General features: G+C 72.2%; 10 protein-coding genes. 5 read left to right on the forward strand and 5 right to left on the reverse strand.

Going from position 1 to position 14,357, the window contains the following annotated elements:
- Window positions 1-15 precede the first annotated feature (15 nt).
- Window positions 16-2,382 (forward strand): tetratricopeptide repeat protein, encoded by a 2,367-nt coding sequence (locus ACGFR9_RS07885; RefSeq protein ID WP_393203961.1) that lies wholly within the window; start codon window positions 16-18, stop codon window positions 2,380-2,382.
- On the opposite strand, the gene ACGFR9_RS07890 is transcribed toward ACGFR9_RS07885, so the two are convergent.
- Both ACGFR9_RS07890 and ACGFR9_RS07895 read right to left on the reverse strand, forming a co-directional pair.
- Complete coding sequence (locus ACGFR9_RS07890) at window positions 2,379-3,074, reverse strand: response regulator (protein ID WP_393203963.1); 696 nt, start codon at window positions 3,072-3,074, stop codon at window positions 2,379-2,381. The two genes, ACGFR9_RS07885 and ACGFR9_RS07890, sit on opposite strands and share 4 nt — an antisense overlap.
- Window positions 3,071-4,717: an ATP-binding protein gene (locus ACGFR9_RS07895; protein WP_393203965.1), complete on the reverse strand. Its 1,647-nt coding sequence runs from the start codon at window positions 4,715-4,717 to the stop codon at window positions 3,071-3,073. The genes ACGFR9_RS07890 and ACGFR9_RS07895 overlap by 4 nt, the downstream gene beginning before the upstream one ends.
- Window positions 4,718-4,895: 178 nt before the next feature.
- Here ACGFR9_RS07895 and ACGFR9_RS07900 point away from each other — a divergent pair, with 178 nt between their 5' ends.
- The 4 genes from ACGFR9_RS07900 (at window position 4,896) to ACGFR9_RS07915 (ending at window position 9,626) form a co-directional block, all read left to right on the forward strand.
- Window positions 4,896-6,272 (forward strand): cation:dicarboxylate symporter family transporter, encoded by a 1,377-nt coding sequence (locus ACGFR9_RS07900; RefSeq protein WP_393203967.1) that lies wholly within the window; start codon window positions 4,896-4,898, stop codon window positions 6,270-6,272.
- 208 nt (window positions 6,273-6,480) lie between these two features.
- Window positions 6,481-6,909 carry a MerR family transcriptional regulator gene (locus tag ACGFR9_RS07905; protein WP_311642276.1) on the forward strand — a complete coding sequence of 143 codons (429 nt, stop codon included), beginning with the start codon at window positions 6,481-6,483 and terminating at the stop codon, window positions 6,907-6,909.
- Window positions 6,906-7,229 (forward strand): thioredoxin family protein, encoded by a 324-nt coding sequence (locus ACGFR9_RS07910; protein WP_393203969.1) that lies wholly within the window; start codon window positions 6,906-6,908, stop codon window positions 7,227-7,229. The genes ACGFR9_RS07905 and ACGFR9_RS07910 overlap by 4 nt, the downstream gene beginning before the upstream one ends.
- A 168-nt stretch (window positions 7,230-7,397) precedes the next feature.
- Complete coding sequence (locus tag ACGFR9_RS07915; protein WP_393204028.1) at window positions 7,398-9,626, forward strand: HelD family protein; 2,229 nt, start codon at window positions 7,398-7,400, stop codon at window positions 9,624-9,626.
- 229 nt (window positions 9,627-9,855) lie between these two features.
- Here the strand turns inward: ACGFR9_RS07915 and glgB are convergent, their stop codons facing one another.
- From glgB to ACGFR9_RS07930, 3 genes are all read right to left on the reverse strand, one after another.
- The gene (glgB, locus tag ACGFR9_RS07920; protein WP_393203971.1) at window positions 9,856-12,345 is read right to left on the reverse strand and encodes a 1,4-alpha-glucan branching enzyme; all 2,490 of its coding nucleotides are present in this window, start codon (window positions 12,343-12,345) and stop codon (window positions 9,856-9,858) included.
- 32 nt (window positions 12,346-12,377) lie between these two features.
- Window positions 12,378-13,796, reverse strand: a complete 1,419-nt coding sequence (locus ACGFR9_RS07925) for a maltokinase (protein ID WP_393203972.1) — start codon at window positions 13,794-13,796, stop codon at window positions 12,378-12,380.
- Window positions 13,797-13,907: 111 nt separating this feature from the next.
- Window positions 13,908-14,357: alpha-glucosidase C-terminal domain-containing protein (locus tag ACGFR9_RS07930; RefSeq protein WP_393203974.1), on the reverse strand; the 450-nt coding region annotated here is incomplete at its 5' end.

Genomic DNA, 14,357 nt, shown 5'->3' on the forward strand with positions numbered 1-14,357 from the left:
GAGCGAGTACGGCCTATGGAAGCGGCACTGCTGGTGGCCCTGGCAGGGGGCGCGGGTGGGGACGGCGGGCGCCGGGCGGTTCAGAGGCTGGCGCGGGCAGTGGGGCTCGACGCCGGCGCATCCGCCCGGGAGATCGCCGGGGCGGCGGCGGATCCGGCACGGCGGGATGCCGTACGGGAGTGGGGTGAGGCGCTGGCCGACCTGCTCGCCGCCGATCCGCGGGGCCTTGCCGGCGCGGTCGCGAGGGCCATGGAGCGGGCCGCGCCGGGAAGCGGGATGTCCTGGTACGGCGGTGACCACCCCGACTTCCGGGGCGGGGTCTTCCTGCGCGAGGTGATCGGCGTGCAGGTCGTGATCCAGCACGGCGGGGCCGCCGTTCCCGAGGCGATGGCCGGCCTGCCCGCGCGGCCCGGTGGGTTCGCCGGCCGGGAGCGGGAGACGGAGGAACTGCTGCGCGCGCTCGACCCGGCCGGGGAGCAGCCGGCGGCGACCCTCGTCGCCGCCGTGTCCGGTCTCGGCGGCATCGGCAAGACCGCGCTCGCCGCCGAGACCGCGCACCTGGCCCGCGAACGGGGCTGGTTCCCCGGCGGCGTTCTCTTCATCGACCTGCACGGCTACGACCGGGACCCCGTCACCGCCGACCGTGCCCTCCAGGCCCTGCTGCGCGCCCTGGGTACCCCGCCGGAACACATCCCCACCACGACGGACGAACGGGCGGCGCTCTACCGCTCGACGCTGGCCGGCCGGGCCCACGAGTGCGGTCCGGTGCTGGTCCTGGCCGACAACGCCTCCTCGCCGGACCAGGTACGGCCCCTCCTGCCCGGTGACCCCCGGCACCACGTGCTGGTCACCTCACGCGACCGGCTGCCCCAACTGGGGGCGCGACTCGTGCCGTTGGACCAGCTCGGCCCCGCGGAGGCGTACGAACTCCTCGACCGCGCACTGCGGATCGCCGACCCGTACGACAGCCGGGTGGCCGACGACCTCGACACGGCCGAGCGACTTGCCGGGCTCTGCGGGCACCTTCCGCTGGCCCTGCAGATCGCGGCCGCCCTGCTGGCGGAGGACCCGGGCAAGCCGGTCGCCGAACTCGTGGACGAGATGGCCGAGTCCCGCGATCGCCTCGACCACCTCCACGACGGCGAGCGCAGCGTCCGTGCCGCGTTCGAGCTTTCGTACCGCCGACTGCCGTCCGAGCAGGCGCGGTTGCTGCGTCTGCTCTCTCTGGCGCCCGGACCCGAGGTGAGTGACGCGGTCGTCGCGGCGCTGGTCGGTGGCGAGGAGTCTCCGGTGCGGGCTCTGAAGGCCCTGGCCCGTGCACACCTCGTGGAGAGGGGGAGTGAGCGCGGCTGGTGGCGGTTGCATGACTTGGTGCGGGTGTTCGGGGCGGGGACGGTGGCGGGCGACGCCGAGTTGAGGGAGGAAGGGGAGACGGCGCGGGAGGGGGTGCTGGAGTTCTACGCTCGGTGGGCGGGCGTGGCCGATGACCGGTTGCGCTGGCTGCCCGGGATGGAGGAGCCGGAGCGCTTCGCGGAACGAGGGCAGGCGTTGGCGTGGCTGGACGGTGAGCGGTCCGGTCTGGTGGCGGCGGTGGGGTGGGGGCGGGAGTTACGGTTCGCGAACGCGGCGGTGCGGCTGGCCCAGTGCCTGGGGGAGTACTTCGACTGGCGGCGGCATTACGACGACTGGGTCGCCGTCGCGGAGGCGGCACGGGAGGCCGCTCAGCTCGCCGGGGACCAGCTGAGCGAGGCCGTTGCCTGGAACCACCTCGGGCTCGCGCTGCGGGAAGTGGGCCGGGCAGGAGAGGCGGTCGACGCGCACATCCGTGCCCGCGACCTGTATCGGGCCACCGGGGACCGCCACCATGAGGCGAGCGCGTGGAACAACCTCGGCGGCGCGCTGCGGGATGCGGGCCGGACGGAGGAGTCGGCCGATGCCATCACCCGGGCCCGCGATCTGTACCAGGCCGTCGGCAACCGCCACCATGAGGCCATCGCGTCGGACAACCTCGGCGGCGCGTTGCGGGAAGTGGGCCGGATGGAGGAGTCGGCCGACGCCATCACCCGGGCCCTCGACCTGCTCCGGGCCGTCGGAGACCGTTACCGGAGCGGCAAGGCCTGGCACAACCTCGGTATCACCCTGTGCGAGGCGGGCCGGGTGGAGAAGGCGATCGAGGCGTACGGCATGTCCCTGGAGATCTGCCGGGAGTTCGAGGACTGGTACGGGGAAGGACAGACGCTCCACAACCTGGCCCTCGCCCACAGGGCGGCCCACCGCCCCGCCGAGGCCCGGGCAGCCTGGCGCCAGGCCGCCGATGCCTTCACCCGGGCCGACGCCCCCACCGAAGCCGACGAGGCCCGTGCCCTTGCCACCACCCCCTAACGCCCCTTCTCCGCCTCCCGCACCCACCGGTACTGCAACTCGGGCCGGCCCACCGTCCCGTACTGCGGCCGCCGGGCCGCCCGGCCCGCGTCCACCAGATGCTCCAGATACCGGCGGGCCGTGATGCGGGAGATGCCGACCGCGTCGGCGACCCCCGTGGCCGTCAGGCCTTCGGACGCGTCGCGGAGCGCCACCGTCACCCGTTCCAGGGTCGGGGCGCTCAGGCCCTTGGGGAGGGCGGCCGGGCTCGGCGCGCGGAGTGCCGCCAGGGCGCGGTCGACCTCGTCCTGGCCGCTCGCCTCCCCCACCGCCGCGTGGAACTCGGCGTACCGCACCAGCCGGTCCCGCAGGGTCGCGAAGGTGAACGGCTTGAGGACGTACTGGACGACGCCGAGGGAGACCCCCTCGCGTACGACCGCGAGGTCCCGCGCCGACGTCACCGCGATGACGTCGGCGTGGTGACCGGCCGCGCGCAGGGAGCGGGCCAGCTGCAGTCCGTGCACGTCGGGCAGGTGGAGGTCGAGGAGGAGCAGGTCGACGGGGGTGCGGTCCAGCGCCCGCCGGGCCTCCGCGCCGGTGTGGGCCTTGCCCACGGCGACGAAGCCGGGGACGCGGTCGACGTACATGACGTGGGCGTCGGCGGCGACCGGGTCGTCCTCGACGACCAGCACTCTGATGGACTCCCCGCTCATACGGCGCCTCCCGGACTCTTCGTGACGGCGGCCTCCCGCAGGGGCAGCCGGGCCTCGAAGGCCGCGCCTCCCCCGGCGGCGGTGGCCACCGACAGGGAGCCGCCGTGCCGGGCCACCGCCTGGCTGACCAGGGCGAGGCCCAGACCGCGCCCGCCGGAGCCGGACGGTTTGGTGGTGAAGCCGCGCTGGAAGACCGCCTCCGCGTGGTCCGGGTCCACTCCGGGGCCGGTGTCGCAGACCCGCAGGATCAGCTCCGCGCCGGACTCCTCGGTCAGGGCCGTCACCGTCACCCGGGGGCCGACGCCGCCCTGTACGGCGTCCACGGCGTTGTCGATGAGGTTGCCGAGGATGGTGACCAGGTCGCGGGCGGGCAGGGTGTCCGGGAGCAGGCCGTCGTCCAGGCGGCTGTCGTCCGAGACGACCAGTTCCACGCCGCGCTCGTTCGCCTGGGCCGTCTTGCCCAGCAGCAGCGCGGCGAGGACCGGTTCGCTCACCGCCGCCACCACCTGGTCGGTGAGCGCCTGCGCCAGTTCCAGTTCCGCGGTCGCGAAGTCGACCGCCTCGTCCGCCCGGCCCAGCTCGATCAGCGAGACCACGGTGTGCAGCCGGTTCGCCGCCTCGTGCGCCTGCGACCGCAGTGCCTGTGTGAAGCCGCGCTCGGAATCCAGCTCACCCGTCAGCGACTGGAGCTCGGTCACGTCCCGCAGGGTCACCACCGAGCCGCGCCGCTGGCCGCCGGTGACCGGCGAGGTGTTCACCACCAGGACCCGGTCCGCCGCCAGGTGCACCTCGTCCACCCGGGGCTCCGAGGCGAGCAGCGCGCCCGTCAGCGGAGCCGGAAGGCCCAGCTCCGCCACCGATCTGCCCACGACATCCGCTCCGTCCTCGTCCTGGTTCACACCCAGCAGCTCCCGGCCGCCGTCGTTGATCAGCGCCACCCTGTACTGCCCGTCCAGCATCAGCAGCCCCTCGCGCACGGCGTGGAGCGCGGCCTGATGGTAGTCGTGCATATGGCTGAGCTCGTCCGCGTTCATCCCGTGGGTGTGCCGGCGCAGCCGTGCGTTGATGACGTACGTGCCGATCGCGCCGAGTCCGAGGGCGCCGGCCGCGACCACGATCAGTGCCGTCAGCTGTCCCTGGGCGCGCTGGCTGATCTGCTCGACCCTTATGCCGGCGCTGACCATGCCGACGATCCGCTCGCCGTCCAGGATCGGGGTGACCGCCCGGACCGACGGGCCGAGGGTACCGGTGTAGGTCTCGGTGAACGTACGGCCCGCCAGCGCCGGGGCCGTGTTGCCCTGGAAGACGAGGCCGATCTGGTCCGGGTCGGGGTGCGTCCAGCGGATACCCCGTGGATCCATGATCGTGACGAAGTCGACGTCGGTGTCCCGCACCACCTCCACCGCGTACGGCTGGAGCTTCGCGGACGGGTCGGGCGTACGGATCGCCTCCCGTACGGACGGGGAGTCGGCGACGGACCGGGTCACCGCGGTGGCGTGACGTTCCGCCGCCTGTTCGGCCTGGCTGCGGTCACTGACGTAGGTGAACAGCGCGGACCCGGCCACGACGACCGTGATGAGCACGGCCTGCATGGCGAAGAGCTGACCCGCGAGGCTGCGGGGCCGGGGGAGGGGGATGCGCATGCCTGCCAGTCTGCCTTCCGGTTGTGCGGTGAACTAAATGAACGGAAGGGTGACCGCGCTCACAGGGCGAGACATAGTCACGGCATTCCCCCAGGGCTGTCCACCGGCCCTGATCCGAATCTCCCCGGACGTGAGCCGCACGCCGGTGATGCCGACGACGTCGTCAAGGAGGGCCGCCGTGACCACCACTGCCGCTACGGCACCTGCACCCAAAGCCAAGCGGGACCGCACGCACTTTCTCTACATAGCGGTGATCATCGCCGTCGCCCTCGGCATCGCCGTCGGTCTTCTCGCGCCCGACTTCGCGACCGAGCTGAAGCCGCTCGGCACCGGGTTCGTGAACCTGATCAAGATGATGATCTCGCCGATCATCTTCTGCACCATCGTCCTGGGCATCGGCTCGGTGCGGAAGGCCGCCAAGGTGGGCGCCGTCGGCGGTATCGCCCTGGCCTACTTCCTGGTGATGTCGGTCGTGGCGCTCGCCATCGGCCTGATCGTCGGCAACATCCTGGACCCGGGCACCGGCCTCGCCGTGACCGACGCCGTCAAGGAGACCGGCCAGGCGCAGGTCGACGCGGAGGCCAAGAGCACCGTCGACTTCCTGATGGGCATCATCCCGACCACGATCGTCTCGGCGTTCACCGCCGGCGAGGTCCTGCAGACCCTGCTGATCGCCCTGCTCTGCGGCTTCGCGCTGCAGGCCATGGGCTCCGCCGGACAGCCCGTCCTGCGCGGCATCGAGCACATCCAGCGCCTCGTCTTCCGCGTCCTGGCGATGATCATGTGGGCGGCCCCGATCGGTGCCTTCGGCGCCATCGCCGCGGTCACCGGCTCGGCCGGAGTCGACGCGCTCAAGAGCCTGGCCGTGCTGATGCTCGGTTTCTACACCACCTGTGTGCTGTTCATCTTCCTGGTGCTGGGCACGATGCTGCGGGTCGTCGCGGGCGTCAACGTCCTCTCGCTCTTCAAGTACCTGGGCCGCGAGTTCCTGCTGATCCTGTCCACGTCCTCGTCCGAGTCGGCGCTGCCCCGGCTCATCGCGAAGATGGAGCACCTGGGCGTCAGCAAGCCGGTCGTCGGCATCACCGTCCCGACCGGCTACTCCTTCAACCTCGACGGCACCATGATCTACATGACCATGGCCTCGCTGTTCATCTCGGACGCCATGGGTACGCCGATGTCGATCGGCGAGCAGATCCCGCTGCTGCTGTTCCTGCTGGTCGCCTCGAAGGGCGCGGCCGGTGTCTCCGGCGCGGGTCTCGCCACCCTGGCCGGCGGTCTGCAGTCGCACAAGCCCGCCCTGGTGGACGGCATCGGCCTCATCGTCGGTATCGACCGCTTCATGAGCGAGGCCCGCGCCCTCACCAACTTCGCGGGCAACGCCGTCGCCACCGTCCTGATCGGCACCTGGACGAAGGAGATCGACCGGGACCGGGTGGACGAGGTCCTCGCCGGCAAGGCCCCCTTCGACGAGCAGACGCTCCTGGACGACCACGCCGGCGCGGACGACGTCCACGCCGGGCAGGGCGGCGAGAAGGAGCTCGCCAAGGCCTGACGGCCCGCACCGCACCCCGCAGACCCGGGCGGCTGGGACACTCCCCCCGTAGCTCAGCCGCCCGGTGGCCGGAGGCCCGCCACCCGTATCCGGGCCTCCACAGCCGCCGAGCGGCCGGTCTCCACCCCCGTGAGCCCGGCCGCTCGGTCATGTCCGGCTCCGGGCAGCCCTTGCCTTGACGTCCGCGTCAGGGCTTACGTTCGTCCGTATGCGAATCGGCGAGCTGGCCGCACGCGCCGGGACCACCACGCGCACGCTGCGGTACTACGAATCCCGTGGGCTGCTGTCCGCGCGGCGCACCGGCAACGGTTACCGGACCTACGACGAGAGCGATCTGAAGCTGCTGCGGCAGATCCGCACGCTCCAGGACTTCGGGTTCGGTCTGGAGGAGACCCGGCCCTTCGTGGAGTGTCTGCGGGCCGGGCATCCCGAGGGTGACTCCTGCCCCGCCTCGCTCCAGGTCTACCGGCGCAAGCTGGACGAGCTGGACGCCCTGATCGGCGAGCTGAGTGCCGTACGGGCGAAGGTCGGGGAGCAGCTGGCGCGGGCGGAGTCGGCGCGGGACGTGCTGGCCGCCGACGCGGGGGTTCCGGGCGGTCCGGAACCGGTGTGCGAACTGGGAGGGGAGCTGCGGTGAGCGGAGTGCCGGAGGTCACGGACGCGGACTTCGGACGAGAGGTGATCGAGGCGGAGCTGCCGGTGCTGGTGGAGTTCACCGCCGACTGGTGTCCGCCGTGCCGGCAGATGGCGCCGGTGCTGAGCGCACTGGCCGCCGAGGAGGAGGGCCGGCTGAAGGTCGTCCAGCTGAACGTGGACGTCAATCCGGATACGACCCATGCCTACAGGGTGCTGTCGATGCCGACCTTCATCATCTTCCGGGGCGGGGAGCCGCTGCGGTCGATGGTGGGGGCAAGGCCGAAGCGGCGGCTCCTGGAGGAGCTGGCGGACGTGCTCTGACCTGGCACCTGACACAAGAGAACCCCCGGGCAATTGCGCCCGGGGGTTCTCTTTGCGTATATTTATTGATTCGCGACTTCAAAAGCAAGAAGCCGCAATGAAGTTCAGTAGCCACAGTGTATCCGGGCGGGAGCGGAATTGTCAAACACCGAATTGCCGGACGATGAATTGCGGCAGGAACAGCAATTCGTCGACGGACTGTACGCACGCGTGGACGCCCTGCGCGGCGACGCCGAGGTGTCCGTCACGGAGGCCCTCGCACAGGGCCACACCCCCAGGCAGGCCAGGCTGGAGCGGGACATCCTCGTCGCCGAGCGCTCCGGGCTGCTCGCCGCGCTGAACGCCGTAGACGGCTCCCTCTGCTTCGGCCGTATCGACCTCACCTCCGGCGACACCCACCACATCGGCCGGATCGGCCTGCGCGCCGACGACACCGAACGCACCCCCGTCCTCATCGACTGGCGTGCCGACGTCGCCCGCCCGTTCTACCTGGCCACCGGCCACACCACGATGGGGCTGCGGCGCCGCCGGCACATCTCCACCGAGGGCCGCCGGGTCACCGCCCTGCACGACGAGATCCTCGACCTCGGCGACGACACCCGCACCGGCCACGAGGACCCGACCGGCGACGCCGTCCTGCTCGCCGCGCTCAACTCCGCACGCACCGGCCGCATGGGCGACATCGTGCGCACCATCCAGGCCGACCAGGACCGCATCATCCGCGCCCCGCACCGCGGCGTCCTGGTCGTCGAGGGCGGCCCCGGCACCGGCAAGACCGCCGTCGCCCTGCACCGCGCCGCCTACCTCCTCTACGAGCACCGCGAACTGCTGGCCCGGCGTGCCGTCCTGATCGTCGGCCCCAACCCCGCGTTCCTCGGCTACATCGGCGAGGTGCTGCCCAGCCTCGGCGAGACCGGCGTGCTCCTCGCGACCGTCGGCGAGCTGTACCCCGGTGTGCGGACCACCCGGACCGACACCCCCGAGGCCGCCGCGGTGAAGGGCCGTGCCGCGATGGCCGACGTCCTCGCCGACGCCGTACGCGACCGGCAGGCGCTGCCCGACCCCGTGATCGCGATCGAGCACGACCGCGAGATCCTCATGCTCGACGACGGCCTGGTGAACGTCGCCCGCGAGCGCACCCGCGCCGCCGGCCTGCCGCACAACGTGGCCCGGGAGCACTTCGAGGGGCACATCCTCAACGCGCTCACCGACATGGTCGCCGAACGCATCGGCACCGACCCCTACGACGGCTCCAACCTGCTCGACCCCAGCGACATCACCCAGATCCGCGACGAACTCGCCGACAACCGTGAAGTCTGGTCCGCCGTCGACCGGTTGTGGCCCCGGATCACCCCGCAGCGCCTCGTCGCCGACCTCCTCGCCGCGCCCGAGGGCCACCTGTCCGACGAGGACGCCGCCGCGGTCCGCCGGCCCGTCACCCGGCACTGGACCGTCTCCGACGTGCCCCTGCTCGACGAGGCCGCCGAACTCCTCGGTGAGGACGACCGGCTCGCCCGCGAGCACGCCGAACGCGAACGGCGGACGCAGATCGCCTTCGCGCAGGGCGTCCTGGACGTGTCCTACGCCTCCCGCACCTTCGAGTTCGAGGACAAGGAGGACGCCGACCCGGACTCCTCCGAGGTGCTGTCCGCTCACGACATCATCGACGCGGAACGCTTCGCGGAACGGCACGAGGAGGACGACCACCGCAGCGCCGCCGAACGCGCCGCCGCCGACCGCACCTGGGCGTTTGGGCACATCATCGTCGACGAGGCGCAGGAGCTCTCCCCGATGGCGTGGCGGCTGCTGATGCGGCGGAGTCCGACCCGTGCGATGACTCTGGTCGGCGACCCGGCCCAGACCTCGGAGGCGGGTGGTGTCGGCGTCTGGGCGGACATCCTCGCCCCCTACGTCGAGGACCGGTGGGAGCACAACCGGCTGGCCGTCAACTACCGCACGCCGGCCGAGATCATGGATGTCGCCGCGGCGGTCGTCCGTGCGGAGCACCCGGATTTCGAGCCGCCGGGCTCGGTGCGGAGCACTGGCCTGCGGCCCTGGGTGCGTGCGACGGATGACTTGGCCGGGGCGGTGGCCGGGGCGGTTGCGGAACTCCTGCCGGAGGAGGGGCGGTTGGCGGTCATCGCGCCGCGCGCGTTGCATCGTGGGCTGGCCGCCCGGCTCGACGGGGTGACGGCGGGTGCGGAACCTGATCTGGCGCAGGCGGTCGTCCTGCTCGACCCGCGTCAGGCGAAGGGGTTGGAGTTCGACTCCGTGCTGGTCGTGGAGCCGGGGCGGTATGGAACGAGCGATCTGTATGTGGCGCTCACCCGGGCCACCCAGCGGCTGGGGATTCTGCACGCTGAGGCGCTGCCGAAGGGGTTGGTGGATGTGGTGTAGCGGGTGCGGGGTGCGGGGTGCGGGGTGCGGGGTGCGGGGTGCGTTGTGGCTGGTCGCGCCCGTGCGGCGGTAGCCGCATGGTGATGCGGGCCCGCGCCCCTGAGGGTGTGGCCCGCGCGGTGCTGTCAGGGTGCGGCGGGGCCCGGTGTCGGGGGCGTGTTGTGGCGGTCGCGTCCGTGCGGCGGTAGCCGCACATGGATGCGGCCCCGCGCCCGTAGGGCCGCTGATGCTAGGCCGGGCGTAGCCATACCGTTGCCAGGGGTGGCAGGGTCAGGCGGATCGAGGCCGGGAAGCCGTGTCGGCCCTGGGGGTCCGGCTTCAGGGGGTCCGGGTGGGTGACGTCGGTGCCGCCGTAGCGGGCCGCGTCCGTGTTCAGGGCCTCGTGCCAAGCGGGCACGTCGTCCGGGACGCCGACGCGGTAGTCGTGCCGTACCACCGGGGCGAAGTGGGACACCGCGAGCAGCGGGGAGCCGTCGGCGTCGTAGCGCAGGAACGCGAAGACGTTGTCCTCGGCCGCGTCCCCCGTCACCCACCGGAAACCGGACGGCTCGGTGTCGCCCTGCCACAGCGCCGGGGTGCGCCCGTACACGGCGTTGAGGTCCCGCACCAGATCGCGCACCCCGCGATGGTCGGCCTCGGCGCCGTAGTGCGGGTCCAGCAGCCACCAGTCCGGGCCGTGCGCCTCCGACCATTCGGCGCCCTGCGCGAACTCCTGCCCCATGAAGAGCAGCTGCTTGCCCGGATGCGCCCACATGAAGCCCAGGTAGGCCCGCAGGTCGGCCCGCTGCTGCCACCAGTCGCCCGGCATCTTGGACACCAACGACCCCTTGCCGTGGACGACTTCGTCGTGGGAGATCGGCAGCACGTAGTTCTCGCTGTACGCGTACACCATCGAGAACGTCATCTCGCCGTGGTGGTAGCGGCGGTGGACCGGCCCGTGGCTCATGTACTGCAAGGAGTCGTGCATCCAGCCCATGTTCCACTTCAGCCCGAACCCCAGCCCGCCGAAGCCGCTCGGGCCCTCGTGGTGGGTGGCGCGGGTGACGCCGTCCCAGGCGGTGGACTCCTCCGCGACAGTCACGACCCCCGGCACCCTGCGGTACACGGTCGCGTTCATCTCCTGGAGGAACGCCACCGCGTCCAGGTTCTCCCGGCCGCCCCGCTCGTTCGGCGTCCACTGTCCCGGCTCGCGTGAGTAGTCGAGGTAGAGCATCGAGGCGACCGCGTCCACCCGCAGCCCGTCGATGTGGAACTCCTCGCACCAGTAAAGGGCGTTGGCGACAAGGAAGTTGCGCACCTCGCGCCGGCCGAAGTCGAACTCCAGCGTGCCCCAGTCGGGATGGGCCGCCCGCAGCGGATCCTCGTGCTCGTACAGCGGCCGCCCGTCGAACTCCGCCAGCGCCCACTCGTCACGCGGGAAGTGCGCCGGCACCCAGTCCATCAGCACCCCGATCCCGGCCCGGTGCAGGGCGTCGACCAGGTACCGGAAGTCGTCCGGCGTGCCGAGGCGGGCCGTGGGCGCGTAGAACCCGGTGACCTGGTAGCCCCACGAGCCGCCGAAGGGGTGCTCGGCGACCGGCATCAGCTCGACATGGGTGAAGCCGAGGTCCTTCACATATGCGGGGAGCTGCTCGGCGAGCTGCCGGTACGTCAACCCGGGGCGCCAGGACGCCAGATGCAGCTCGTACACGGAGAACGGCGCCCGGTGCGCGGGCACCTCGGCCCGCCGCTCCAGCCATTGCGCGTCGCCCCACTCGTACGCCGACGACGTGACGATCGACGACGTGGCCGGCGGCACCTCCGTACGGCGGGCCAGCGGGTCGGCGCGCAGCGTCTTCGAACCGTCGGGGCGGGTGATCTCGAACTTGTACAGCTCGCCCTCCCCGATCCCGGGCACGAACAGCTCCCACACGCCCGTCGAGCCCAGCGACCGCATGGGGAAACCGGTGGCGTCCCAGAAGTTGAAGGAGCCCGCCACCCGCACCCCGCGGGCGTTCGGCGCCCACACCGAGAAGCGGGTGCCCGTGACGCCCTGGTGCGTCGTCGGGTGCGCGCCGAGGACCGTCCACAGCTCCTCGTGGCGGCCCTCGCCGATCAGATGCAGATCGAGTTCGCCGAGCGTGGGCAGGAACCGGTACGCGTCCTCGGTCTCGTGCACCGTCCCCTCGTACGTCACGAGGAGCCGGTACGCCGGGACCTCGCCCAGCGGCAGCAGACCGGAGAAGAAGCCGTCGCCGTCGTCGTGCAGCTCGACGGCCAGGCCCCCGGAGACGACGGTCACCGCGAGGGCGTACGGCCTGAACGCCCGGAAGACGACCCCGCCCGGCACCGGATGCGCGCCGAGCACGGAGTGCGGGGCGTGATGGGTTCCGTTCAGCAGCCGGTCACGGTCGCCGGCGGTCACGGCGGGGGAGACGGCGATCTCCATGTCCGGGGGGAGGGGCTGCGCGGTGGCCGCCTCCACCACGACCGTCTTCTTCGGGGCCTTCCTGGCCGACTTCTTCACCGCGGCCTTTCCGGTCCCGGCCTTCTTGGCCTCGCCCATCTTGCTCCCTGCCTTCTTGCTCCCCGCCTTCTTGCTCCCTGCCTTCTTGCTCCCCGCCTTCTCGGCCGGGCTCTTCGCCGGAGCCGCCTTCTTCGCCGGCACGGCAGCCGGTCGCCGCGGCTGCTCCGGTCGCTCCGGATGCTGCGGACCGCTGGACTCGGGGCGGGGGGTCACGGGCGAAGCCTCCTGGACGCGGGTCGGATGGGTCAGGTCAGATCGGCCGTGGCGAGCCTGTGCACCGCGGCCATCGGTACGGGCAGCCACTCCGGGCGGTGCCGGGCCTCGTAGAGCACTTCGTACACCGCCTTGTCGGTCTCGTACGCGCGCAGCAGCACCGGCTCGGTGCGCGGGTCCCGGCCCGCCGCCTCCGCGTACCCGGAGCAGTACGCGGCCCTGCATCGCACGGCCCAGTCCGGCTGCGGCGGGTCCACCGAACGGGCCGCGTAGTCGAAGGACCGCAGCATGCCGGCGACGTCCCGCACGGTCGGCTGCGGCATCCGCCGTTCGGCCAGCGGCCGGGCGGGCTCCCCCTCGAAGTCGATCAGCGACCACCGGCCGGCCGGGGAGCGCAGACACTGCCCGAGGTGCAGGTCGCCGTGCACCCGCTGAGCCGTCCAGGAGCGGCCCTCGGAGGCCAGATCGTCCAGCGCCGTGTACGCCGAGCGCAGCCCGCCCGCGTACGGCCGCAGCGCCGGCACCGCGTGCACGGCCGCCTCCAGCCGCTCGGCCATACCGTCCACCAGCGAACGAAGCTGGGCGTGACCCAGCGTGACCGTGGGGAACGCGCGGGACAGCGCGGTGTGCACCTCGGCGGTGGCCCGCCCGAGCGCCCGCGCCTCGGCGGCGAAGTCCTCGCCCTTGGCCAGCTCCCGCAGCGCCAGCTCCCAGCCGTCCGTCGCGCCCTGCACGAACGGCTGGAGCACGCCCAGCACGTACGGTTCGCCCGCGGGCGGCGGTCCCGGTGTGCCGTCGGGGTCCGCGACCAGCCAGGCCGTCGGCGGCGGCACCCGGGGGCAGCCCTCGCGGGCCAGCGCCAGCGGCAGCTCCAGGTCGGGGTTGATCCCGGGCACGATCCGGCGCAGCAGCTTCAGAATGAACGTATCTCCGTAGACGACCGACGAATTCGACTGCTCGGCGGTCATCAGGCGCGGCACCAGGCCGGACCGGATCTCCTGGCGCGGGTCCCGTTCGAAGCGGAGCCCGCCGATCCGGGCCTGGGTGCGCAACGCCTCCAGGAGCAGTTCGGCGGGCCGGGTGTCGTGCAGGGCCTCGTAGACCGTATGTCCGGCCAGCGGGCCCCGTGTGACATGACCGATCAGCGCGGGCGCCAGCCGGGGCGGCAGCGCCTCGCGCACGCCTATGAGCAGCTGGTAGCAGTCGCCGGGCTGCTCGGGGCCGCCGTGCCCCGGCTGGAGCGGCTGATGGGCGCGTACGAGCAGGTGGTACAGGCCGAGCTTGGCGGCGGGCGGCAGCAGCTCGGTGGCCGCGACCAGGGCGAACCCGGTGACCGGGCGGCCCTTGCCCGCGAACCAGCGCTGCCGCGGCAGCCACTCCCTCAGCAGTGGATCCAGTGACGCAAGGAGCCCGGGCGGTGTCGTGACGGTGCGTGTGACGGCTTCCGACATGGCGTCGCGTCCTTCCCCTCTTTCGGCGCGCCACAGGGGGCGCCGCCGGTGGGCGGGGTGTTACTCATGCGTGCCCCGGGCGGAGCGGGGGAAACCGCCCCGCCCCGGGTTCTACGCGGCGTCCTTCCGGAGCCGGAACCAGTAGAAGCCGTGCCCTCCGAGGGTCAGCAGATACGGCAGGTCGCCGATGGCCGGGAAGCGCACCCCGCCGAACAGCTCGACCGGGTGCCGCCCCGCGAAGGCGCTCAGATCCAGCTCCGTGGGCTGTGCGAAACGGGAGAAGTTGTGCACGCACAGCACCAGGTCGTCCTCGTGCTCCCGCAGGAAGGCCAGCACCGCCGGGTTCGTGGACGGCAGCTCCGTGTAGGAGCCGAGGCCGAACGCCGGGTTCTGCTTGCGGATCTCGATCATCCGGCGGGTCCAGTGCAGCAGGGAGGACGGCGAGGCCATGGACGCCTCGACGTTCGTGACCTGGTAGCCGTAGACCGGGTCCATGATCGTGGGCAGGAAGAGCCGGCCGGGGTCGGAGGACGAGAAGCCCGCGTTGCGGTCCGGCGTCCA

Origin of the sequence: Streptomyces sp. NPDC048584 (genome assembly GCF_043199595.1) — a bacterium.
Taxonomy (GTDB): domain Bacteria; phylum Actinomycetota; class Actinomycetes; order Streptomycetales; family Streptomycetaceae; genus Streptomyces; species Streptomyces edwardsiae.

Coding starts and splice junctions, on each gene's coding strand:
- ACGFR9_RS07890 (WP_393203963.1), bottom strand. CDS start 3,074: ATGAGCGGGGAGTCCATCAGAGTGCTGGTCGTCGAGGACGACCCGGTC.
- ACGFR9_RS07885 (WP_393203961.1), top strand. CDS start 16: ATGGAAGCGGCACTGCTGGTGGCCCTGGCAGGGGGCGCGGGTGGGGAC.
- ACGFR9_RS07905 (WP_311642276.1), top strand. CDS start 6,481: ATGCGAATCGGCGAGCTGGCCGCACGCGCCGGGACCACCACGCGCACG.
- ACGFR9_RS07895 (WP_393203965.1), bottom strand. CDS start 4,717: ATGCGCATCCCCCTCCCCCGGCCCCGCAGCCTCGCGGGTCAGCTCTTC.
- ACGFR9_RS07925 (WP_393203972.1), bottom strand. CDS start 13,796: ATGTCGGAAGCCGTCACACGCACCGTCACGACACCGCCCGGGCTCCTT.